Raw genomic sequence first — 21,762 nt, 5'->3', positions numbered from 1 at the left:
CAGTTTTCCGCGCCCCCGCCCGCTACGCTCCGGGCGGGGGTAGTCCATGCCGACTCGAGTCGCTGACCTGCTGGATCATGCCCGCGCGGAATCCTTCGCCGGGCGTGATGCCGAGCTGCGCGCCTTCGGCGACGCGCTGAGCGGCCGGTCCGGGCGGCGGGTCCTTTTTCTGTACGGGCCGGGCGGCATCGGAAAATCCAGCACCCTCCAGCAGTTCCGGCTGAGGGCGAGCGCTTGTGGCCGTACGGTCAAATCCATCGACGGCGGTGAGATAGACGCCGCGCCGGAGGCTTTCCTGGCCGCCCTTGGTCCGGCAGCGGCCGGCCTGGTCCTTCTCATCGACGGCTATGAACATCTCGGCTCACTGGACGGCTGGCTGCGGCGCACCTTCCTGCCCGGGCTCGGCGACACCGACCTGGTCGTGCTGGCCGGGCGGGAACCGCCGGCCCCGGCCTGGCGCAGCGACCCCGGCTGGCGGCGGCTCGCCGGGATTCTGCACCTCGAGGCGCTGGAACCGGACGACAGCGCCGACCTGCTCGCCCGGGCCGGGGTGCCGGCCGGCCTGCGCGACGGCCTGGTCGAGCTGGGCCGCGGCCATCCGCTGGCGATGGCGCTGCTCGCCGACGCGGCCATCACCGGCACCGTGCCGCGCACCCTCGCCGACATGCCCGACCTGATCACCGCGCTGCTTGAATGCCTGGTCCGCGAGCCGCCCACCGAGGCGCACGCGCTCGGCCTGGCCACCTGCGCGAAAGCCTGGCTGACCACCGAGGACCTGCTGCGCGACACGGTCGGCGCGGCCGCGCCCGAGGTGTGGACGTGGCTGTGCCGGCGGCCGTTCGTGGTGGCCGGCGACCGCGGGCTGCGCCCGCACGAACTGGCCCGCGACGTCCTCGACGCGTCCTTCGAACGCCGCACCCCGGACCGCTACCGCGACCTGCACCGCGTCGTGCACGACCACGTGGTGGCCGGCATCCGGGCGGCGGCCGGCCCGGACCGGCCGATGCACGCGCAACACCTGCTCTACCTGCACCGGCGCAGCCCGCTGTCGGCGATGTTCTTCACCCTGCGCTCGCGCGGCCCGGTCGCGCTGGTGCCCGGCACGCCGGCCGACCACCCGGTGGTGCTGGCCGCCGTCGAACGGGTGCAGGGCCCGGCCCAGGCCGGGCTGGCCCGCGACTGGCTGGCCGAACGGCCGGGCGGCCTCAGCGTGATCCGCGGCGACGACGGGCTGCGGGCCTTCGTGCACTACCTGCAGCTGCCCGGCGGCACCGCCCTGGAGGAACGCGACCCGATCACCCGGGCCGCCCTGCGGCACGTCGAGCGGGCCGGGCCGCTGCGGCCGGGGGAGACCATCGACCTGGCCCGGTTCCTGTCCGGGGTGGAAGATGAGGAGAGCGGACCGTACGCGGTTCTGGCCGGCGCCACCTCGTCCATCCTGGAGTGGATCGGCCGGCAGTCGGCCTGGTCGTTCGTGGTGACCACCGAGCCGGCGTTCTGGGCGCCGATGTTCGACTACCTGGCGTTCGAGACCTGCTTCGAGATCGACGTGGACGGCGTGCGGCACGTCGGCTTCGGGATGGACTGGCGGCGGCTGCCGGTCGACACGTGGCTCGACCTGATGAACGAGCGGGAACACTCGGGCGGTCACGGCCCGCCCCCGGCCGCCCTGCTCCGGCCGCCGGCGCCGAGTCGCGCCGAGTTCGAGCGGACCGTCCGGCAGGGGCTGCGGGACCTGCGCCGGCCCGGCCGCACGGCCGGGCTGAGCATCGACGCGGTCGAGGAGGCCCTCGCCGCGATCGCCGAGGAACCCAAGGGCGCGGCCCTGTGTGCCGTGCTCAACCGCACCTACCTGCGGCCGGCGGCCAGCCAGGAAGCGGCCGCCGAGCTGCTCGGGCTGCCGTTCAGCACCTACCGGCGGCACCTGGCCAAGGCGGTCGACCGGCTCGTCGCACTGCTGTGGGCCGCCGAAACCGGACAGCCGACTGAGCAGTGAACGACCTGGAAAGTGAGCAGTTTCCGGGCCTTTGCTGAGGGCATGACTGACGTACTCGTTCTCGGGGCCGGCCTGACCGGTCTCTCCTGCGCCATGCTGCTCGCCCGCGACGGACACCAGGTCACGGTGCTGGACCGCGACCTAGCCTGTCCCACGCCCGGAAAGGAGTGGGAAGAATGGGATCGGCCCGGTGTCACCCAGTTCCGGCTCGCCCACATCATGCTGCCACGGTGGCACGCCGTCATGTCCCTCGAACTACCCTCGGTGCTGGACCGGGTCGCCGCGGCCGGCGGGCAGCCGTTCAACTTCGCCGGTTCGCTCCCACCCGTACCCTCCGACGACCGTTTCCAGACGATCACCGCGCGCCGGCCGATCCTGGAGGCGGCGCTGGCCGCCGAGGCGGCCGAGACGCCCGGGGTCACTCTCCGGCGCGGGGTCGCGGTCACCGGTTTGGTCACTCAGGGCGACCGAGTTGCGGGCGTACGGCTGGGCGACGGCGACAAGATTCTCGCCGAGCTGGTCGTCGACTGCGGTGGCCGGCGTTCCGCGTTGTCGTCGTGGCTGTTCGAGGCCGGTCTGCCGGCACCGGCCGAGGAGCGGGCCGACGCGGGTTTCGTCTACTACATGCGGCACTACCGCGGCGACCGCCCGGAGCCGAGAGGCCCGCTGCTGCAGCACCATGACTCGCTGTCGATCCTCACCCTGCCCGGCGACACCGACACCTGGTCGGTCGGCTTCGTGACCAGCGTCCGCGACAAGCCGCTGCGCGCCCTGCGGAACCCGGCGGCGTGGGAGGCCGCGCTGGCCCGCTACCCGCTGGCCGCGCACTGGGCCGAGGGCACCCCGCTGACCGGCGTGGAGGCGATGGGCGGCCTGGTCGACCAGTGGCGCACGGTGACGACGCCCGGGGTGGTTGCGGTGGGTGACGCCGCCTGCTGCACCAACCCGTCACTGGGCCGCGGCGCCACGATGGGCCTGCTGCACGCCCGCCTGCTGCGCGACGTACTCCGGGCCGGCCTGCCCACGTCGTTCGCCGACCACACCGCAACGGAGATCGGCCCCTGGTACGAGGCCACGGTCTGGTTCGACCGCCACCGGATAGCCGAGATCGACGCCGACGCGACCGGCACGCCCTACGAGCCGAACGACCCGCAGTGGACCGGCGCCCGAGCGATGTACGCCGCCGCCTGCACCGGAAACGCGGAAGCCCTGCGCGCCCAACTGGCCATAGCGTGCATGCTCCCCGACGCGCCAGACCTGCAGGTGCCAGACACCGGCATCCGTTACCCGCTGCCCGGCGCAACCCGGACCGAGCTGCTGTCCACGCTGGCCGCCGCCTAGCGCGTCGCCCCCGGTGACCGGCGACGCTCGCGCCGTCCCAGATAGCGGCCGCGGGTCTCGGACCGGCGTCCCGCATAGCGGAGTACGGTCCGGCCCGCCGGACGGTGCTCCCACATCCCGAGCCGCGCCCAGCCCGAGAAAGCGACATGCCGCATATGTCTGGCGGCAGGGGTGCGGCGCAGCGCGATCTTGTGGATTCGCCGTCAGAAGCGTGCGGCAAGTCCGCAAGGTCTGCGGTGGGGCGCGGCGCAGCGCGATCCTGTGGATTCCCCGTCAGGAGCGCGCGGCAGGTCCGCAAGGTCCGGAGGGGGTGGCGCGGCGCGGCGCGATCTTGTGGCTTTGCCGTTGGGGCGTGCGGCAAGTCCGCAAGGTCTGGCGCGGGGGGCGCGGCGCGGCCCGATCTTGCGGATCTGCTGTCAGGAGCGCGCGGTAAGTCCGCAAGATCTGGAGCGGGCGCGGGGGTGGGGTGCCCGTGGACGTGACCCCGGCGCGGTATCGACCCGCGTTTGGAAGAGTGAAACTGCGTGAAGCGCTCTCCTCGGCCAAGCGCCGTCCGGAGCAGGCTGGTGTTGCCACGCGCCGGGCGGCCGCTTCGCCCAACCTGCGGCGGTGGCTGCCCGGCGCGGGGCTGGCCTGCGGCGGGGGCTGGCCTTGCGGCGGGGGCTGGCCTGCGGCGATCGTCGGCCGTGTGAGGAATTGTGGGTTAGTCGCGGGCCACCAGGTTGCGTAGGGGGCGGTTGGCCTCGAAGGCCGCCAGGTTTTCCTGGATCAGGGCCTCGGCTCCCAGGGGGCGGCCGCCGGCTGCGTGGGGGGAGATGATCACGTTGGGCTCGTCCCACAGGGCTGAGGTGGTGGGCAAGGGCTCCGTCTCGAAGACGTCCAGGGCTGCGCCGCCCAGGCGGCCGGCCCGGATCGCTGCCAGCAGGGCGGACTCGTCGACCGTGCTGCCTCGGCCTACGTCGACCAGCCAGGCGTGTGCTGGGAGCAGGGCCAGCACGGAGGCGTTCAGGGCGTGCTTCGTCTGCGGGGTGTCCGGCAGGATCATGATCAGGACGTCGGCGGTGGGTAGCAGCTGGGGGAAGTCGTCGGCGGTGACGATCGGGAAGCCGTGTCGTTCGCCGGGGGTGCGGGCCACCCCGGTGATGCGGGCGCCTAGGGCGGTCAGGTGCGGGGCGAGGGTTGCGGCGATGCCGCCGAAGCCCCAGATGACCACGTGGGCTTCGCGGAGCGTACGGAAATTGGCCGTTTCTCTTCTTGGTTGGTTGCCGCCCAGCTCGCCCGCCCAGCGGTGGCCGATCTGGGCTCGGACCAGCAGGTTTACCCGCCGGGCGGCGGCCAGCAGCAGGGCCAGGGTGTGTTCGGCGACGGTGTCGTCGTGCAGGCCGGCGCCGTTGGTGATCAGCACCTCGGGGGCGAACCCGGCGTTCAGCACCGCGTCGGGGCCGGCGGCCAGGGTCTGCACCCAGCGCAACCGGTGCAGGCGGCGGGCGGCGTCGGCCAGGTGGCGGCCGGGGTTGTTCCAGACGACCAGCACGTCGGCGTCGGTGTGCTCCTCCGGGATGGGCTCGGCGACCGCGTAGGTGACCGCCCCTTCCACCCAGAGGTCAAGGTCGACGCTGTCCGGCAGCAGAATCTTCATGACCGCTCAGGTTAGTGGGTCGCGCAGGTGGAACTCGGTCAGCGCCATCTGTTCCAGCAGCCGGAGCACCTCCTCGGCCGGGTAATCATCGCCGGCCAGCGCCCGGCGCAGCTCGATCCCGTCGACCGCGGCGACCAGCAGTTCGGCCAGGGCGGCCGAGTCGGTGCCGAGCACCTCGCCGAACATCCGCGCGGCCGCCTTGTTGAGCCGGCCGAGGCGGGCGCTGAGCGCCGGGTCGCGCAGGGCCAGCGCGGCGAGGTCGAAGTACGCGTCGGTGGCCTCCCGGTCGGCGTGGTTGCGCCGCACCTGCTGCAGGTAGGCGCGCCAGCGGTCGTCGAGCGCCGGAAGCGACGCGGTGGCCTCGGCGAAACCGGCGGCCGGGTCGGCGTAGAGCCGGTCCAGCAGCGCTTCGATCAGACCTTTCCGGGTGCCGAACCGGGCGGTGACCGCGCTGACGTCGGTGCGCGCCTCCCGGGCCACCGAGGTGAGGGTGAGTCCCTTGGTGCCGGCCCGGAGCAGCACCCGGTGGGCCGCGTCCAGGATCGCGGATCCGTCCGCAGCCCGAGGTGGGGATAGGCGGTGGTGTGTCGGCTCCATGGTCGATTCTCTTCCCGGCGAGGCCCCTCGGCGAACCCACCAAATGCCGGAACGGTGATAGTTCTTCCGACCGACCGCTGCGGATCAATGGAGAGCGAAATCGAGTCGTGATCCGGACGGACGGTGCTGACCAGGGCGTTACCGCACTACCATCCCGGGTGTGTTGATCTTGGCGTATGCGGCGATTGCCCGCCGTCCGTGGTGGTTCATGGTGGGCAGCGTCGCCGTCGGGGTGCTCCTCGGCCTCGCCGTGTCTCCGCGCGCGGTGTCCGCCCCGGTGGCGGTCGGCCTGACGGCCGCCATCGTGATCGCGCTTGCGGTATTGATCCAGCCGGAGGCGATGGCCGGGAAACGGCCGTCGTTCCTGGTCGTGCGGAAAGGCGCGTTCGTCGCCCCGGCCGACCTCGGCGAGCTACTGGCCGTTGCCGCCTTCACGATCAGCGCCGGCGCCTACTACGGCTACACCATCGGCCACGACATGTGGCATGGCCAGGAAATCGTAGCCTTCTTCATCCTGACCTCGGCCGCCGCGCTGACGCCGCACTGGTGGCAGGCGGCGCGTAGCGGCCTGTTGTTCGTCCGGCCCGACGGCGTGCTGATCCGGCGTCGACAGGAGGGCTCGCTGTTCGTGCCCTGGGAGGCCGGGCCCAGCGGTGTCTCGGCGTCGAAGCGCAACGACGAGATCGCGCTGCTGTGTCGCCGGCCCGACCTCGCTCACCTGGTCGGAAAGTGGGCGGACGGCCCGGTCATCCTCGCGACCGCCGACGTCCGCTTCCTGGCCCGGGTCATCGACGAGTACGCCGCACACCCCGAGCATCGTGCCGCGATCGGCACTCCGGCCGAGCTCGACCGGCTCACTCGTCGGACGAACGCTCGGAACGCTCCAGGGCCAGATCGAGGGCCAGCACGCTCCCGATGATCAGGAGCGGGTTGATGCCGGCGGCGACCTGCACCGCGTACGTGTCGCGGATGGTCAGCCAGCGCTTGGAGACCGCGGCCACCTCGTCGCCGCCCAGCTCGATCACGTACTCGTGGTCGAGCAGATCGCCCTTCATGGTCAGGTCGTCGGGGCCGGGCACATCGATGGTGAACTTGTCGCGGAACGGGGTGAACAGCTTCTTGCGCACCTCGGCGGCCTTCTCACCACCGATCTGGATCTCGTAGGTGGCCCGCAGCGCAATGATCTGCCGGTGCACCGACGCGACCTCGTCGCCGTTGACGTCCTCGATCACCACCTTGTTGCGGACGCTCAACACCTTGCCGTCGACCCGGTAGACCTTGTTGCCGTGCTCGTCGAGCACGTCGAAGTCGTCGCCGATCGCGAAGAACCGCTCCCTGATCACAAACATGATCCCTATCCTTCCAGCAGTGCGGTGATACGTGCCCGGTGTGCCTGTTCCCACTCATCGAGGGTTTGCGACTCCTCCTTGGCCTGCTTGGCCGCCCCGAGCGTCAGCACCTCGTCCCGCTGCGCCGCCGGCACCACCACGATCCCTTCCTCGTCGGCCACCACCAGGTCGCCGGCCTGCACCGGCACACCCCCGCAGCGGATGTTGACGTTCAGCGGCAGGGCGGCGGCCTTGCCGGCCGGCACCGGGATCACCCCGCGCCCGAACACCGGGAACCCCATGGAGCGGACCTCGGCGATGTCCCGGATGACCCCGTCCAGCACGAAGCCGGCGATGCCGTTGCGCTGGGCCACCGCGCACACGTTGCCGCCGGCCAGGGCGTGCGCGAGGTCGCCGGATTCGACGACCACAATCGAGCCGGGCGGCGCCTGATAGATGGCGGCGTGCAGCATGAGGTGGTCACTGGGCGGGCAGCGCACGGTGAACGCCGGGCCGGCGATCCGCGGGATCGGCGTCCAGAGCGGCCGGATGCCGATGTCCATGACCTGCTGCGCGCCGACGATCTCGGCCAGGGTGGTGGGGGAGAGGTCAGCCATCGGCCCAACCTACGGAAGGACACGGCATTGATCCAGTTCGAGGCCCGCCCCGGAATCCTCGACCTGAGCTGGGGCCACCCGAGACCCGAACTGCTGCCCACGGCCGAGTGGGGGGTCGCGCAGGCCGGGGCGCTGCGGGCTTCCGGTTGGCGTGCGCTCACTTATGGGTACGCGGCGGGGCCGCACCCGCTCACCGACTGGCTCGCGGCCCGCCTCGCGCGGATCGAGGGCGGCACCCCGCAGCCGGAGTCGTTGTTCGTGACGGCCGGAGCGTCGCACGCGCTGGCCCTGCTGGCGTCGCTGCTGGTCGAGCCGGGTGACGTGGTGCTTGTCGACGAACCCACCTACCACCTGGCGTTCCAGATCATCGCCGACGCCCGGGCCGAGCTGCGGTCGGTGCCGGCCGGCGATCCGGCGGCGGTGGCCGCGAAGGTCCGGGCGATCCGCGCGGAGGGGCGGCGGGTCGCGTTCCTCTACCTGGTGCCGACGTTCGCCAACCCGACCGGCCGCAGCCTGGAGCCGGCCGCCCGCCGGGCGCTGGTGGAGATCGAGGGTCTGACGGTGGTCGAGGACGACACCTACCGGGAACTGGTCTACGAGGGCAGCGCGCCGCCGTCGCTCTGGCACCTGGCGGGTGGCCGGAACGTCATCCGGATCGGCTCCTTCGCCAAGACGGTCGCGCCGGGCCTGCGGCTGGGCTGGATCAGCGGCACGCCGGGGCTGGTGAATCGACTGGCGAGCCTCGGTTACGTGCACAGTGGTGGCGGCGTCAACCACACCACCGCGGTGACGATGGCGGAGTTCGGCACCAGCGGCGCCTACGACACACACCTGGCGCGGCTGCGGGACGCCTATCGGGCGCAACGCGATGCGTTGGTCGGTGCGCTCAGCCCGTACACCTCAATAATGCGACCGGCCGGCGGCTGGTTTCTGTGGGTGACCATGCCGCCGGGCCGCAGTGCGGTTGATCTGTTGCCCGTCGCGGAGCGGCAGGGCGTGTCGTTCGTGCCCGGACCGAGCTTTCACCTGCGCGGCGACGGTGGGCACGACCGCCTTCGCCTGAGTTTCTCGCTGCTGCCGCCGGACGACCTGGCCGAGGCGGCCGCGCGCCTGATCGTCGCGCTGGGTTAGGGCTTGCGGGCGACCGCGCCGAACTCGTCGACCTCGCGGAGTTCCTCGGCGGTGGCGTCCGGCGCCGGGCGCCACCGCGAGCACGGCACCAGGCCGGGCTCGACGACCTCGAGGCCGTCCAGGAAGCGGGCCAGCTCCTCGGGGCGGCGCAGGTGGTAGGAGAGCGGCGCGTTCGCGTTCCACACCCCGATCGCCTCCTCGAAGGCCGGCCCGTCAAGGATGTTGGTGCCGTCGGCGGTGACCAGATAGCTGCCGGAGGGCAGCCCGTCCAGCAGCCGGCGGACGATCGAGACGGCCTCATCCAGGTTGGGCACGTGGCCGAGGATGTTCGTCAGGATCAGCGCGGTCGGCTTCGACGGATCAAGGGTGGCCGCTTCCAGGATCCCGGCCGGGTCGTGCAGATCGGCATCCAGATATTCGATGGCACCCTCGAGCAGGGTGCGGGCGTGCGCCAGGACGAGCGGGTCGTTGTCGACGTAGACGACCCGGGCGTCCGGCGCCACGGCCTGGGCCACCTGGTGGGTGTGCTCGGCGGACGGAATGCCGGTGCCGACGTCGAGGAACTGCCGGATGCCCGCCTCCTGGGCCAGGAACGTGATGGACCGTTTCAGGAACGCCCGGGACGACTGCGCCACCACCGTGATGTCCGGATAGAACTCTGAGAACTGGTCGCCGACCTGGCGGTCTATCGGGAAGTTGTCTTTACCGCCCAGCCAGTAGTTCCATACTCGGGCGGAATGCGGAATGCTGGCGTTGTCGTCGCTCATGATCGGCTCCCCGAGTGGCGAAATCCTTGGCGAAAACGCGTTCGCCGGTATGCTATCGGCCAAAGATCACGAAGTTCCAATGTGGATCACCGTTCGGGGCGAGGCGATGTGAGCCAGGGGCAGGGCGGCGGTTCAACCGTGCGCCGGATGCAGCTCGGCGCCCGTCTGCGTGCCCTGCGACACGCCGCCGGACTGAGCCGCGAGGAAGCCGGGCATCCGATCCGGGCCTCCGAGTCGAAGATCAGTCGGATGGAGCTGGGCCGGGTCGGTTTCAAGGAACGCGACATCACCGACCTGCTCACGCTGTACGGCGTGACCGATCCGCAGGAGCACCAGCGGGTGCTGCAGTTCGCCCGGGAGGCGAGCGCGCCGAGCTGGTGGCACTCCTACGGCGACGTGCTCGACCCGTGGTTCCAGACCTACCTCGACTTCGAGCAGGCCGCGACCCTGATCCGGACGTACGAGGTGCAGTTCATCCCGGGCCTGCTGCAGACCGAGGCGTACGCGCGGGCCGTGATCAGTCTCGGCTACGACAAGAACGTCCCCGACGAGATCGACCGGCGCCTCCGGCTGCGGATGGAACGCCAGCAGCTGCTCCGGCGCTCCGACGCGCCGAAGATGTGGGTGGTGCTCGACGAGGCGGTGCTGCACCGGCCGATCGGCGGCACCGCGGTGCTCCGCGAGCAGGTCGAATCCCTTCTCGACCTGGCCGAGTCGCCCGGCGTGCAGATCCAGGTGATGCCGTTCGCGTCCGGCGGCCACGCGGCGTCCGGCGGTGCGTTCAGCGTGCTCCGGTTCCCATACCAGGAGCTGGCCGACGTCGTCTACATCGAGTACCTCACCGGCAGCCTCTACCTCGACAAACCCGATGAGGTCGACCGGTACGCGGCGGCGCTGAGCCGGCTGTTCATCGAGGCCGCGCCGCTGAGCGAAACCTCCGCGATCCTCAACCGGGTCCGCAAGGAACTCGGCAGCTAGCGCTATCCGCGGCGGATGATGTCGGTATGCCGCACCCCCGCCACGCTGCTGGCATGGCCGACCTCCGCACCCGCTGGATGGCCCGGCTGGCGTTCCTCGCGGCCGCCGCCCCGATCGTTCTGCTGCTGACCGTCGCGGGCCTCCGGGACAGCCTCACCCTGCTGCTGACCGCGGCCGCCGGGATGGCGGCCATGCTGGCCGGCGCGTACTGGTTCCTCAGCCATCGAGGCTTCGCCCGATGGCTCGGCGCGGTGGTCGTCCTGGCCGCCCCGGTCACGGTTGCTTGGCTGTACGCGCGACAGAACCTGATCTGGGTGGTGGTGGCCCTGGCCGCGCTGTGGGCGGCGATGGTGGCCTGCGGCCGTAACGCCCTGGCCCGGGTCAAGCATCAGCCGGTGCGCGAGGTCCCGCCGCCGCACCGGCCGTTCCTGATCATGAATCCGCGCTCCGGCGGCGGCAAGGTGGTCCGGTTCGAGCTGGAGAAGCGCGCTCGTGAGCTGGGCGCCGACGTCGCCCTGCTGACCGACACCCCGGTCGCCGACCTCGCCCGGCAGGCGCTGCGGGACGGCGCCGACCTGCTCGGGGTGGCCGGCGGCGACGGCACCCAGGCCCTGGTCGCCGCGATCGCGGCCGAGGCGGGGGTGCCGTTCCTGGTGCTCTCGGCCGGCACCCGCAATCACTTCGCGCTCGACCTCGGCCTGGACCGCACCGACCCGGCGACCGGGCTGGCCGCGCTCACCGACGGCGTCGAGCTGCGCGTCGACCTGGGCCGGGCCGGCGACCGGGTGTTCGTCAACAACGTCTCGTTCGGCGCGTACGCCGAGGTGGTGCGCCGCCCGGAGTACCGCGACGACAAGGCCCGCACCACCCTCGACGTGCTGCCCGACCTGATCAGCGGCCACCGTGGCCCGCACCTGCGGCTGCGGATCGGCGACCGGGTGGTGGACGGGCCGCAGGCGGTCCTGGTGAGCAACAACCCGTACGGCACCGACGACGTGGCCGGTCTCGGTCGCCGGCACGGCCTGGACGGGGGAGTGCTGGGGGTGCTGGCGGTTCGCGGGCTTCAGCTGGTCCGCAGCACGGTGACCGAGGTGACCGTGGAGGCCGACCAGCCGGAGATCCCGGTCGGCATCGACGGCGAGTCGGTGCTGCTGCCCACCCCGGTGCGCTGCACGATCAGCGCCGGCGCGCTGCGGGTCCGGGTGCCCCGGCACCGCCCGGTGCCGCCGCCGGAGCTGGACTGGGTGCGCTTGCGCCACCTGGCCCTGGGGCGCGCATGATTGTCGTGGCCCACCTTTCCGACCTGCACCTGGGCGCGCACGTGGACAAGGCGGTGGCCGGGATCGTGGCCGAGGTGGCGTCCTTCAACCCCGACCTGACCGTGGTGTCGGGGGACCACACCATGCGGGCCCGGCCGCGCGAGTTCGACCAGGCCGCCGCCCTGATCGGCGATCTGCCGGGGCCGCTGCTGGTGGTGGCCGGCAACCACGACCTGCCGCTGGTCAGCCCACAGCGCCTGCTGAATCCCTACGGCCGGTACCGGTCCTGGCTCGGCCGGCACGACCGGGTGGTCCGGCTGCCCGGCCTCACCGCGCTGGGCCTGCACTCGATGCCGCGGTGGCGGTGGAAGGCGGGCCGGGTCGGTGCCGCCCAGACCGACGAGATCCGCCGGGTGTTCGGTGGTGCGCCGGCTGACGACGTACGCCTGCTGGCCCTGCACCACCCACCGGAAGCGCGAAGCTTCGCCGGAAGCCGGCGGCTTCTGGCCGCCCTGACCGCGACCGGCACCGACCTGGTGCTGGCCGGGCACACGCACGTGCCCGAGGTGCACCGCTGGGCCGGCGGGCCGCTGGTGGTCACGGCCGGCACCGCCACCAGCCATCGGGTGCGCCGGGTCCCGCGGTCGTGGAGCCTGCTGCGGATCAGCGCGGAGGCGGTCGAGGTGCACGAGCGCTTCGAGGACCCGGACGGGAGCTGGTTCACGGGTCGCGTCGTCCGGTTTTGATTTCACGACAGTCCGTCGTAATCTTTGCGACAGGTTGTCGTATCGACTGGACGGAGTCCTCCCATGACCACGCTCGCGGACCGCGCCGATCTCATCGAACTGTTCGGCCGCTACGCCGACATAGCCGACCAGAAGGAGTTCACCCGGCTGCCCGGCCTGGTCTTCACCGACCCGGTGACGCTCGACTTCTCGTCGGTCGCCGACATCCCGCCGATGACCACCCCGCTCGGCGATTACGTCGAGATCCTCCGCACCTCCTTCGCCCCCTTCGCGGCCACCCACCACGTCATCACCGGCCACGTCATCGACCTCGACGGCGACCGCGCCACGATCCACGCCCACGTCCGCGCCGAGCACTGGGTGGCCGGCGAGGCGGACCGCTGGCTGGTGGTCGGCTTCTACGACAACGAGGCGGTCCGCACCGCCGGCGGCTGGCGCCTGACCCGAGTGAAGCTGACCGCGACCCACCAGGAGAACCCGCACCTGTCCGGCGTCACCGCGCGCTGAGCGGGGTTGGCACGCACCCCGCGCTGGTCAGGGAGGATGATGATCGGATGCCGCGGATCAGGGGAGCCAGCATCGAGCAGCACCACGAGATGGTGTGGGCCGACCTCGCCGAGGCGCTGCGCCAGCTGCTTCTCGAACGCGACTACGACTCGATCAACATGGGCCACATCGCGGGCCGGGCCGGCCTGGCCCGCAACACCCTCTACAACTACGCCCGGGACAAGAGCGCCCTGGTGCTGGCGCTGACCGAGCGGGCAAGCCGCCCCGCGGCCGAGCGGGTCACCGCGATCGCCGCCCGCTCCCAGGATCCGGCCGCGACCCGGATGCGGGGGATCGTCGAAGCGTTCCTGACGGCGTCCCCCGACATGCAGCTGATGTTCCGTCCGGGCTCCGGTCCGATGGTCGACGAGGTGCCGAAGGGGCCGGACAGCCCGTTCCACGCGATCGTGGTCGAGGTGGAGAACGTCGTCCGGGACGGCATCACCCGCGGCGAGTTCCGCGACGTCGGCGACGTGCCCCTGGCGGTGGAGCTGCTCTCCGGCGCCATGCGCGCCGGCGCCGAACGCATCGCCCGCGACCCGGCCGGCGCCGCGGCCACGGTGCGCGCGGCGCAGGAGATCATCCTGGCGTCACTGGCCGCCCCAGACCTCGTCGGCGACCTCGGCGATCAGCCGTAGCTTGGCGACTTCCTGCTCGTAGGTCAGCACGTTGCCCTCGACCGTCGAGGAGAACCCGCACTGCGGCGACAGGCACAGCTGCTCGAGCGGCACGTAGCGGGCGGCCTCGTCGATCCGGCGCTTCAGGGTGTCCTTCGACTCGAGCACCCCACGCTTGGTGGTGACCAGGCCGAGGACGACCATCTTGCCGGGCGGCACGAACCGCAGCGGCGCGAACCCGCCGGAGCGGTCATCGTCGTACTCCAGGAAGAAGCCGTCCACCGCGAGCTCGCTGAACAGCGCCTCGGCCACGAAGTCATAACCACCCTCGGCCGCCCACGACGACCGGAAGTTGCCCCGGCACATGTGCGTGGTGACCGCGAGCCCGGCGGGCCGGTCGGCGATGGCCGCGTTGATCTGCCGGATGTAGCGCAGGTGCTGGTGCTCGGCGTCATCCCCGCGCTCGGTGAGCAGCTGCCGCTGGGCCGGGTCGTTGAGATAGGCCAGGCTGGTGTCGTCGAGCTGCAGGTAGCGGCAGCCCAGCGCGGCCACCTGCGCCACCTGCTGCGCGTAGGCGGCGCTGAGGTCGACCCAGAACTGCTCCTCGTCGGGGTAGACCGATTTGTCGAGCGCGGCCCGCCCGCCGCGATAGTGCACCATGCTGGGCGACGGGATGGTCAGCTTCGCGGTGACGCCGGGCTCGACGGTCGCCGCGAGGAAGCGGAAATCTTCCCCGAAGATCGTCTCGACGAGGTGCACCGGTTCGTCCACCACCAGCGCGGCCGACTCGAAGTCGAGCTCCCCGTCGGCGTTGCGGAAATGCACCTGGATCTTGTCGTCGGTGCGGTGCACCCCACCGAGCCGATAGATGAAGTCCATGTGCCACGACGTACGCCGGAACTCGCCGTCGGTGGCCGACCGCAGGCCGACGCCGCGCTGCATGCGCACCACGTCGCGGATCGCGTCGTCCTCGATCGTCCGCAATTCGTCGGCGCCGATCTCGCCGGTGGCGCGTTTCTCCCGTGCCTCCAGGAGATGGGGTGGCCGCAGCAGGCTGCCGACATGATCGGCCCGGAACGGAGGCGTATCGCGCAGGGTCATCGGAGCTTCCTCCTTCGCGTCGTCGCGGGAAGAACGTTACCCCTACCGAGCCTCGCGCACGGCGTGGCGAATCGCGGCCAGACCGGTCTTGTGCGGCGTGCGGACCGCCCCGAGCACCCCGGCCGACCAGGCCGCGAGGGCGTCCGCCGACCGCCGCCCGAGGCCGGCGTCCGGCAGCCCGAGCAGGGCAACAAGGGAGGTCATGGCCTGGGTAGGGGCCAGGTCGCGGCGCCGCAGCAGGGCGGTCAGGCTGAGCGCCTGATCCGGCACGCCGAAGTCGGCGGCGAGGACCCGGCCGGCCTCGGCGGTGCTCTCCGGCGTGATCGGCGCCCAGTCCCCCCACTGATGCCCGGCCACCAGCTTGCTGCCGTGCACCACCAGCAGCCCCGCTTCCCGCGCCGACCACCACAGCGCCACCGCCGGGTTCCGCCCGGCGAGCACATAGGCCGCGGTCGTGTAAGGGGTGGGCCGCCCGGCCCCGTCCCACAGATGCAGGCTCCACTTCGGAGTGAACGGCACGGTCCACGACGACTGCCCGGTCAGCACGGCGTCGGCCGCCGCCGCGGCCGGATCAAGACCGACCAGAACCAGCCCGCTGCGTGGCACGGGCAGGGGAGCATGTCGCGGCGGCCGATCCAACAGCAGTTCCGGCGGTACGCCGAGAGCACGGCACGCATCGGTCAGCCGAGCGGCCGCCGTGTACCGAGGCTCATCGTGCACGAGCGCCTGCCGCAACAGCGCACCCCCACCCGGCAGGGCCGCCTCACCGCCGTGCGCGACCTCCCCGTCCGGCCGGTACCCGGTGACGGTCAGTTCCGGCTCGTCGTGCAGGGCGAAAGCGGCCGCCCGGGTAGCGGCACCCACCGCCTGCGGGTCGGTCCGCAGCCGGCACCACCCGTCGTGCTCGGCCAGCACGGCAACGGCGGCTTCCCGCCCGGCGAGCGCGGCGATCCGGTGCGCGGTAGCCCGCACCGCGAACAATTCGGTCACGTCAGGCCCGCTGAAACAGTCGCTGCCACCGCCCGGCCGGTGGCTCGGCGTCGACCCGGCGAGCGTCGTACAGCCCCGGATCCTCCCCATCGAGCAAAGACCGCCCCACCGCGTTGTCCGGCAGGTCGAGGATCGCGCAGACCCGCCGCAGCAGATCCGACAGGGCCGGCCGCTCCTCACCCGGCACCGGGTCGTTGCGCACCATGGCCAGCGCGGCGCCACGCTCGGGCCGCTCGTACAGCGCGGCCACCTCACCGCAGTAGGCGTCCCACTCCTGCCGATCGGCGAGGTAGCGGGCCGGGTCAGCGGCGGGTTCCCACCCGGCCGACCACTGCAGCGACAGCTCCCCGCCCGGGCTGAGCACCAGCGCCTCAGCCACGAACTCATCGCAGAGCAGCAACACCGCGGTGCTCATGGTGCGAGCCACCACGGCCCGAGCCGGCCGGGCAAGCCGATCGGTGGACGAGTAGGCCCGCCCAGGAGCGTCAAACAACACAATCGTGCCAAGCGGATCCGCCACGACAAACCCGCCGAGCTTCCCCACCCGCACAGCCTCCGCGACCACCGCAGCCGAAGCCCGCGTGACCAGCGCGTACGTAGACAATGCCTCGTCACCCCCCAGCGATTCTGGCGGGCGCGAGTCTAGTCAGTCATTCATGATCTTCAGCGCGCCGGTCCGGGGTTGATGCGCAAGCCCAGGTAGGTGAGCACGCCCGGGTCGGGGACTGGCAGGACCTCGAAGCCCAGGCGGTCGTAGAAGGCTCGGGCACGGACGTTTGCGGTCAGCATCGCTACGTGTACGCCGGGGGCCGGCACCGCCTCGGTGAACCGGTTGATCAGGCGGCGTCCGAGGCCCTGGCCCTGGTAGGGCGGCAGCAGGTCGATGTGCAGGTGGGCCGGGAAACCGTCCAGGCCGGGCACGAGCATCCGCTCCGGCCAGTAGTGCAACGACACCATGTCCTGTTCGGCGGTGCGCGGTGGTGGCGGGGGCTCCGGGTAGCGGTCGGTGATCAGCGGGACCCACTCGGCCGGGTACCGCTTGACGAACGTCGCCGTGTCGGCCGTGCCGACCACGTAGCCGACCGCTTCGCCGCCGTCCTCGACCACGAACGCGAGGTCCGGTTCGAGGTGCGTGTAGGGGCCGGCGAACAGGTCGCCCCACAGGTCGTCGTCGGAGAACTTGCCGCGTGCGTCGTCGCCGGCGTCGGCGGTGCGCACGCAGATGTCGTAGACGGCCGCGCGGTCGGCGGCCCGGTAGGGACGAATCTCAGGCACCCGCTGAGGCTAGGCGGTGGAAGCGCTTCCACCGCAAGCATCAATCCAAGAATCAGAAAAATAAAGATCTAGGACCTAAGACCTTAAGAAATTCAAACCGCAGCGGTACGTTGGCCGCATGGACTGGCAGGAGTTGACGGATCTGACCCGCGGGCAGCCGTTCGTGGTCGAGCGGGTGCGCCTGGCCGGCAGCGGCATCGCGATCGAGGGGCAGTTCGAGCCGCCGCAGCTGGCCGAGCTCGGCGTCGACGACCAGGTGTTCGTGGCCGCGTTCGTGCGCTCGCACGGGTCGATCAAGGAGATGGAGCGGATCTTCGGGGTGAGCTACCCGACGATCAAGGCGCGGCTCAACCGGATCGCCGAGCAGCTCGACTTCGTCGACACCGACCCGGAACCGCCGACCGCGGCCGCCGACGTCGTCGACCGGCTGCAGCGCGGCGAGCTCAGCGTCCAGGAGGCGCTGTCCGAGCTGGACCGGCCCCGATGATCCCGCAGCTGGTGACGGTCCGGGCCGGGCGGCACCGGTTCTTCGTACCGGTCGTACCCGTCGCCCTTCTTCTTTCTCCTTTGCTTTTGCTCGCCGTCCTCGGCGGGCTGATCGCCTGCCGCGTCTACCGGATCAGCGCGCTGGGTGCGCTGCTCGGCGTCGGGCGGCTGCTGTGGGCGCTGCCGGGCGCCCGGTTCGAAATCGATGACGGCCACACGGCCGTGCGGGTGAGCGTCCGATGAGGCAGGAGCACCGATGAACGAGCAACGCCGCCAGATCCTGCAGATGCTGGCCGACGGCAAGATCACCGCGGACGAGGCCGAGAAGCTTCTCGACGCCCTGGCCCGGGAGCGGCCCGAGCCGGCCGCCGTGACCATGCCGAAGTACCTGCGGGTGCTGGTCACCTGGGAGGACCCCACCGACGGGGCGGGCCAGATCAACGTCCGGGTCCCGCTCAAGCTGCTGCGCGCCGGGGTCCGGCTGACCAGCCTCCTCCCACCGCAGGCGCTGGCCCGGGCCAACGCCGAGCTGGACAAGGCCGGCGTGCCGATCGACCTCACCCAGCTCAAGCCGCAGCAACTGGAAGAACTCATCGAGCATCTCGACGACGTCAGCATCGACGTCGACTCGACCGACAGCAAGGTGAAGGTGTTCTGCGAATGACGACCGCGATCGCCGTCCACGGCCTGCACAAGTCCTACGACAAACTGCACGTACTGAAGGGTGTCGACTTCGAGGTGGCCGGCGGCAGCATCTTCGCGCTGCTCGGCTCCAACGGCGCCGGCAAGACCACCATCGTGCGCATCCTCGCCACCCTGCTCAAGCCGGACGCGGGTGCGGCCACCGTGAACGACTTCGACGTGGTCGACCAGGCCGCTCAGGTGCGCGAGTCGATCAGCCTGACCGGCCAGTTCGCCGCGGTCGACGAGATCCTCACCGGCCGGGAGAACCTCATCCTGATCGGCCGGCTGCGCCGGGTCGGCGACCCCCGCGGGATCGCCGACGACCTGCTCGAACGCTTCGGTCTGGCCGACGCGGCCGGGCGCCGGGTGGCGACGTACTCGGGTGGCATGCGCCGCCGCCTCGACATCGCGATGAGCCTGATCGGCGCCCCGCCGGTGATCTTCCTAGACGAGCCGACCACCGGGCTCGACCCGGAGGGCCGCATCGAGGTGTGGCAGGTGATCCAGCAGTTGGCCGACAGCGGCACGACCGTCTTCCTCACCACTCAGCACCTGGAGGAGGCCGAGAAGCTCGCCGACCGGATCGCCATCCTGCACCAGGGCACGATCATCGTTTCCGGCACGCTGGCCCAGCTGCGCGAACTGCTCCCACCGGCCCAGGTCGAGTACGTGGAGCGGCAACCCACCCTCGAGGAGATCTTCCTGGCCATCGTCGGCCGCGACCGGAAGGAGCAGCGATGACCACGCACGCCCTGAGCGACACCTCGGTGATGCTCGGCCGCTCGGTGCGGCACGTGACCCGCAGCCTGGACACCATCATCACGGTCACCATCATGCCGATCGCGTTCCTGCTGCTGTTCCGGTACGTGTTCGGCGGCGCCATCGAGACCGGCACCGACAACTACGTCAACTACCTGATGCCCGGCATCCTGCTCATCGCGATCGCGAGCGGCATCTCGTACACCGCCTATCGCCTGTTCGCGGATCTGCAGCGGGGCATCTTCGAGCGCTTCCACTCGATGCCGATCGCCCGCTCGTCGGTGCTGTGGGGGCACGTGCTGACGTCGCTGGTCGCCAACGGCATCTCGGTCGTGGTCATCCTGTTGACCGGGCTGATCATCGGGTTCCGCTCGTCGGCCGGCATCCTGGCCTGGCTCGCCGTCGGCGGCATCCTCGGTCTGTTCACCCTCGCCCTGACCTGGGTGGCGGTGATCCCCGGCCTGACCGCGACCACCGTCGACGGCGCCTCCGCCTTTTCCTACCCGCTCGTCTTCCTGCCGTTCGTGAGCTCGGCGTTCGTCCCGACCGAGACGATGCCCGGCCCGGTGCGCGCGTTCGCCGAGAACCAGCCGGTCACCTCGATCGTCGACTCGGTCCGCGCCCTGCTGGAGCAGCAACCGGTCGGCAGCGAGATCTGGACCGCGCTAGCGTGGTGCGCCGCCATCCTGGTGGTCGCCTACGCCCTCGCCATGCGGGCCTACCGGCGGAAGATCGGTTGAGGGTAGTCTCGGCCAGCGAACGTCGTGTTCCTTGAGTGAGAGTCGGTGAGGGCCGTGCAGTTGACCCATCTCGGGCACGCGTGCCTGCTGGTCGAAACCGATGTCCGGCTGCTGATCGACCCGGGCACGATGTCGGACTTCGCCGCGCTCACCGAACTCGACGCGGTGCTGGTCACCCACCAGCACCGCGACCACGTGGACGCCGCCCGGGTCGCCGCCCTGCTGACCGCCAACCCCGGCGCCCGCCTGATCGTCGATCCCGACTCGGCGGGCTCACTCGACGGCCTGCCCACGGCCGAGGTGGCCCGGCCGGGGGAGCGGCTGACCTTCGGCCGCACCACGGTCGACGTGCACGGCGGCCTGCACGCGGCCGTCTACGGCCCGATCCCCGGCTGCACCAACAACGCCTATCTCGTCGACGACGGCGCCTTCTTCCACCCGGGCGACTCGTTCGCGCTGCCGCCCGGCGAGGTGGACGTGCTCGCGGTCGCCATCGACGGCCCATGGCTCAAGATCGCCGAGGCGGTCGACTACGTCCGGGCGGCCCGCCCCCGGGTCGCGGTGCCGATGCACGAGGGCGAAACCGCCGACCCGGCGAAGTACGCAGGCATGCTCGGCGCGTTCAGCGAAATCCCGACCCATCGCCTGACGGCGGGGGAGCCGACCGCCCTATAGACATCTTTCGCGCTCGAGGTCCGGCGTTCCACACCCGCCATACCGATCGGCGCGCCGATCCCCAAAGAAACCTCTCCGCGACGGGCCGGCTTCCGGAACGCTGGCCGCTTTCGCCGGAAAGAGCAGACCTTTCGGTACGGGCCGGTCCGCTCCCGTGGCACTCGGTCCCGGTGGGTGCAGCTCGCCCTCCGCGCGCCCGCCACGGGCGGTCCCGACCCAAGACCCGCAGACCTTGAAGACCTACTGCTCGCAGCGAACAGGAACTCCGCAAGATCGCGCCGGAATGGCGCGCTTACCGGAGGTGAGCAGAGCAGGGCGTATTGGTGCGCAAAGCAAAGCTCCTGGGGGTGGGTGTTCGTTGCGCGAGCGTCGCGGCACGTGCCGGTGTTGCACGCCGGTCGCGCGGTGGCGGCGGCCGGGGGTAATTGCGGTTGTCTACGGCGTCGTCCGTACCGGACAAGGGTTTCGTTTCTTGGGACCTTGATTCTGAAAGGGTGTCCAGGCCGCGCGGCGGTCACGGTCTGCACGGTGACTCAGGTGGTTTGACGCAGGACCGGGTGGCTCGGGAACAACCGGGTCTCCCGCACCCCGGTCAGGGCCGCGGTGGCGGCCGCGGTGGCGATCCGCTCGACCGGATGGGTGGCCGTGGTCAGCGCCGGGCCGGCCACCGGGGCATCGTCGAAACCGGTCACCGCCACGTCGTCCGGGACCCGTCGGCCCAGCTCGTGCAGGGCGTCCAGCACGCCCAGGGCGACGGCGTCGCTGACCGCGACGATCGCGTCGGTGTCCGGCCAGCGGGACAGGATGCGGTAGGTGGCGGCCCGGCCGCGTTCCACGGTGACCGCCCCGGTCACGCTGCGCGGGGGCACGCCGATGGCGAGTGCGAAATCGGCGTACGCCGCAAGTGGGGCTCTCGCCGCGCCCAGCCATCGCGGACCGCCCACCAGGACCACCCGCCGGCGGCCCTGTTCGTGCAGGTGGCGAAGCAGTGCGCCGAATCCGGCCCGGCTGTCGACGTCGGCGTTCGGGACGCCGGGAGCGCCGACCCCGATCGCCGCCGTGCGACCGGACAACCGGCGCGGCAGCGCGCCCAGCGTCGCGGTGTCGTGGCCGGTCAGCACGAGCGCCGCCACCGACCGGTCGGCCGCGATGGTCTCGAGGCCGGCGGCGCAGTCGAGCGGGAGCTGCCGCAGTGCCACGCCCAGCCCGGCCGCGTCGGCGACCTCGGCCACCGCGGCCGTGGCCCGGCTGACGAACGGATCACGCAGCGCGTCGGCCCGGTCGTCACGCACCGCGAGCACGATCCGGGTGCCGTCACCCTTAGCCAGCATGCGCGCGACCGGATGGGCCGCGTAACCGAGTTCGCCCGCGGCGGCCAGAACACGTTCCCGGCTGGCGGCCGAGGCCGGCCCGGCGCCGGACAGCACCCGGGACGCGGTGGCCGGCGAAACACCCGCCCGGCGGGCGACATCCACGAGTCCGGTCATCGG

The 21,762-nt window shown here is 71.5% G+C and carries 25 protein-coding genes; 15 read left to right on the top strand and 10 right to left on the bottom strand.

Annotation, left to right across the window (positions count from 1 at the left end):
- Nucleotides 1–46: 46 nt before the first annotated feature.
- Entirely contained in the window at nucleotides 47–1,996 is a 1,950-nt protein-coding gene (locus Ate02nite_RS14845) for a P-loop NTPase family protein (RefSeq protein WP_203805682.1), read from the top strand.
- Between the two features lie 42 nt (nucleotides 1,997–2,038).
- A complete protein-coding gene (locus Ate02nite_RS14840) occupies nucleotides 2,039–3,337 on the top strand; it encodes an FAD-dependent oxidoreductase (protein ID WP_203805680.1) in 1,299 nt (432 codons plus the stop codon).
- Nucleotides 3,338–4,040: 703 nt separating this feature from the next.
- Here Ate02nite_RS14840 and Ate02nite_RS14835 read toward each other — a convergent pair.
- Together Ate02nite_RS14835 and Ate02nite_RS14830 are read right to left on the bottom strand one after the other, a co-directional pair.
- Entirely contained in the window at nucleotides 4,041–4,976 is a 936-nt protein-coding gene (locus Ate02nite_RS14835) for a phosphoglycerate dehydrogenase (RefSeq protein ID WP_203805678.1), read from the bottom strand.
- Nucleotides 4,977–4,982: 6 nt separating this feature from the next.
- Entirely contained in the window at nucleotides 4,983–5,573 is a 591-nt protein-coding gene (locus Ate02nite_RS14830) for a TetR/AcrR family transcriptional regulator (protein WP_203805676.1), read from the bottom strand.
- 160 nt (nucleotides 5,574–5,733) lie between these two features.
- Here Ate02nite_RS14830 and Ate02nite_RS14825 point away from each other — a divergent pair, with 160 nt between their 5' ends.
- Nucleotides 5,734–6,492, top strand: coding sequence for a hypothetical protein (locus Ate02nite_RS14825; protein ID WP_203805674.1), 759 nt, complete (start codon nucleotides 5,734–5,736; stop codon nucleotides 6,490–6,492).
- Here Ate02nite_RS14825 and Ate02nite_RS14820 read toward each other — a convergent pair.
- Nucleotides 6,428–6,922, bottom strand: a complete 495-nt coding sequence (locus Ate02nite_RS14820; RefSeq protein WP_203805672.1) for an LURP-one-related/scramblase family protein — start codon at nucleotides 6,920–6,922, stop codon at nucleotides 6,428–6,430. The two genes, Ate02nite_RS14825 and Ate02nite_RS14820, sit on opposite strands and share 65 nt — an antisense overlap.
- 5 nt (nucleotides 6,923–6,927) lie before the next feature.
- Entirely contained in the window at nucleotides 6,928–7,518 is a 591-nt protein-coding gene (locus Ate02nite_RS14815) for an RraA family protein (RefSeq protein ID WP_203805670.1), read from the bottom strand.
- A gap of 27 nt (nucleotides 7,519–7,545) precedes the next feature.
- Here Ate02nite_RS14815 and Ate02nite_RS14810 point away from each other — a divergent pair, with 27 nt between their 5' ends.
- Nucleotides 7,546–8,649 (top strand): aminotransferase-like domain-containing protein, encoded by a 1,104-nt coding sequence (locus Ate02nite_RS14810; RefSeq protein ID WP_203805668.1) that lies wholly within the window; start codon nucleotides 7,546–7,548, stop codon nucleotides 8,647–8,649.
- Here Ate02nite_RS14810 and Ate02nite_RS14805 read toward each other — a convergent pair.
- Entirely contained in the window at nucleotides 8,646–9,416 is a 771-nt protein-coding gene (locus Ate02nite_RS14805) for an SAM-dependent methyltransferase (protein ID WP_203805666.1), read from the bottom strand. The two genes, Ate02nite_RS14810 and Ate02nite_RS14805, sit on opposite strands and share 4 nt — an antisense overlap.
- Before the next feature lie 138 nt (nucleotides 9,417–9,554).
- Between Ate02nite_RS14805 and Ate02nite_RS14800 the strand changes: the two genes are divergently transcribed.
- The 5 genes from Ate02nite_RS14800 (at nucleotide 9,555) to Ate02nite_RS14780 (ending at nucleotide 13,583) form a co-directional block, all read left to right on the top strand.
- The gene (locus Ate02nite_RS14800; RefSeq protein WP_498370486.1) at nucleotides 9,555–10,394 is read left to right on the top strand and encodes a Sco1979 family transcriptional regulator; all 840 of its coding nucleotides are present in this window, start codon (nucleotides 9,555–9,557) and stop codon (nucleotides 10,392–10,394) included.
- A gap of 53 nt (nucleotides 10,395–10,447) precedes the next feature.
- Nucleotides 10,448–11,674 (top strand): diacylglycerol/lipid kinase family protein, encoded by a 1,227-nt coding sequence (locus tag Ate02nite_RS14795; protein WP_239147417.1) that lies wholly within the window; start codon nucleotides 10,448–10,450, stop codon nucleotides 11,672–11,674.
- Nucleotides 11,671–12,399, top strand: a complete 729-nt coding sequence (locus Ate02nite_RS14790) for a metallophosphoesterase family protein (protein ID WP_203805664.1) — start codon at nucleotides 11,671–11,673, stop codon at nucleotides 12,397–12,399. Before Ate02nite_RS14795 ends, Ate02nite_RS14790 begins: the two co-directional genes overlap by 4 nt.
- Nucleotides 12,400–12,462: 63 nt before the next feature.
- Nucleotides 12,463–12,906: a nuclear transport factor 2 family protein gene (locus Ate02nite_RS14785; RefSeq protein ID WP_203805662.1), complete on the top strand. Its 444-nt coding sequence runs from the start codon at nucleotides 12,463–12,465 to the stop codon at nucleotides 12,904–12,906.
- A gap of 47 nt (nucleotides 12,907–12,953) precedes the next feature.
- Nucleotides 12,954–13,583: a TetR/AcrR family transcriptional regulator gene (locus Ate02nite_RS14780; RefSeq protein ID WP_203805660.1), complete on the top strand. Its 630-nt coding sequence runs from the start codon at nucleotides 12,954–12,956 to the stop codon at nucleotides 13,581–13,583.
- On the opposite strand, the gene Ate02nite_RS14775 is transcribed toward Ate02nite_RS14780, so the two are convergent.
- The 4 genes from Ate02nite_RS14775 to Ate02nite_RS14760 form a co-directional block, all read right to left on the bottom strand.
- The gene (locus tag Ate02nite_RS14775) at nucleotides 13,536–14,663 is read right to left on the bottom strand and encodes a 5-methyltetrahydropteroyltriglutamate--homocysteine S-methyltransferase (RefSeq protein WP_203805658.1); all 1,128 of its coding nucleotides are present in this window, start codon (nucleotides 14,661–14,663) and stop codon (nucleotides 13,536–13,538) included. The genes Ate02nite_RS14780 and Ate02nite_RS14775 overlap by 48 nt on opposite strands.
- Before the next feature lie 42 nt (nucleotides 14,664–14,705).
- Nucleotides 14,706–15,653, bottom strand: coding sequence for a hypothetical protein (locus tag Ate02nite_RS14770; RefSeq protein ID WP_203805655.1), 948 nt, complete (start codon nucleotides 15,651–15,653; stop codon nucleotides 14,706–14,708).
- Nucleotide 15,654: 1 nt separating this feature from the next.
- Nucleotides 15,655–16,068 carry a hypothetical protein gene (locus Ate02nite_RS14765; protein WP_203805653.1) on the bottom strand — a complete coding sequence of 138 codons (414 nt, stop codon included), beginning with the start codon at nucleotides 16,066–16,068 and terminating at the stop codon, nucleotides 15,655–15,657.
- A 248-nt stretch (nucleotides 16,069–16,316) separates the two neighbouring features.
- On the bottom strand, nucleotides 16,317–16,928 hold the full coding sequence (locus tag Ate02nite_RS14760; RefSeq protein ID WP_203805651.1) for a GNAT family N-acetyltransferase: 612 nt from the start codon (nucleotides 16,926–16,928) through the stop codon (nucleotides 16,317–16,319).
- 118 nt (nucleotides 16,929–17,046) lie between these two features.
- On the opposite strand from Ate02nite_RS14760, the gene Ate02nite_RS14755 reads away from it, so the two are divergent.
- Genes Ate02nite_RS14755 through Ate02nite_RS14730 form a run of 6 tightly spaced genes read left to right on the top strand, consistent with a single transcriptional unit; the run spans nucleotide 17,047 to nucleotide 20,272 of the window.
- Entirely contained in the window at nucleotides 17,047–17,415 is a 369-nt protein-coding gene (locus tag Ate02nite_RS14755; RefSeq protein ID WP_203805649.1) for a DUF2089 domain-containing protein, read from the top strand.
- A complete protein-coding gene (locus tag Ate02nite_RS14750) occupies nucleotides 17,412–17,657 on the top strand; it encodes a hypothetical protein (protein WP_203805647.1) in 246 nt (81 codons plus the stop codon). Before Ate02nite_RS14755 ends, Ate02nite_RS14750 begins: the two co-directional genes overlap by 4 nt.
- Nucleotides 17,658–17,670: 13 nt before the next feature.
- The gene (locus tag Ate02nite_RS14745; protein WP_203805645.1) at nucleotides 17,671–18,078 is read left to right on the top strand and encodes an SHOCT-like domain-containing protein; all 408 of its coding nucleotides are present in this window, start codon (nucleotides 17,671–17,673) and stop codon (nucleotides 18,076–18,078) included.
- Entirely contained in the window at nucleotides 18,075–18,839 is a 765-nt protein-coding gene (locus Ate02nite_RS14740; protein ID WP_203805643.1) for an ABC transporter ATP-binding protein, read from the top strand. The genes Ate02nite_RS14745 and Ate02nite_RS14740 overlap by 4 nt, the downstream gene beginning before the upstream one ends.
- Entirely contained in the window at nucleotides 18,836–19,597 is a 762-nt protein-coding gene (locus Ate02nite_RS14735; protein WP_203805641.1) for an ABC transporter permease, read from the top strand. Before Ate02nite_RS14740 ends, Ate02nite_RS14735 begins: the two co-directional genes overlap by 4 nt.
- Before the next feature lie 54 nt (nucleotides 19,598–19,651).
- A complete protein-coding gene (locus tag Ate02nite_RS14730) occupies nucleotides 19,652–20,272 on the top strand; it encodes an MBL fold metallo-hydrolase (RefSeq protein ID WP_203805639.1) in 621 nt (206 codons plus the stop codon).
- 533 nt (nucleotides 20,273–20,805) lie between these two features.
- On the opposite strand, the gene Ate02nite_RS14725 is transcribed toward Ate02nite_RS14730, so the two are convergent.
- Nucleotides 20,806–21,759: a LacI family DNA-binding transcriptional regulator gene (locus tag Ate02nite_RS14725; RefSeq protein ID WP_203805636.1), complete on the bottom strand. Its 954-nt coding sequence runs from the start codon at nucleotides 21,757–21,759 to the stop codon at nucleotides 20,806–20,808.
- Nucleotides 21,760–21,762 lie beyond the last annotated feature (3 nt).

Source organism: Paractinoplanes tereljensis (assembly GCF_016862435.1).
In the GTDB taxonomy this organism is placed as follows: Bacteria; Actinomycetota; Actinomycetes; order Mycobacteriales; family Micromonosporaceae; genus Actinoplanes; species Actinoplanes tereljensis.
Note: the sequence above shows the minus strand (reverse complement) of the source record. Positions and strands in the feature narration are given on the sequence as shown.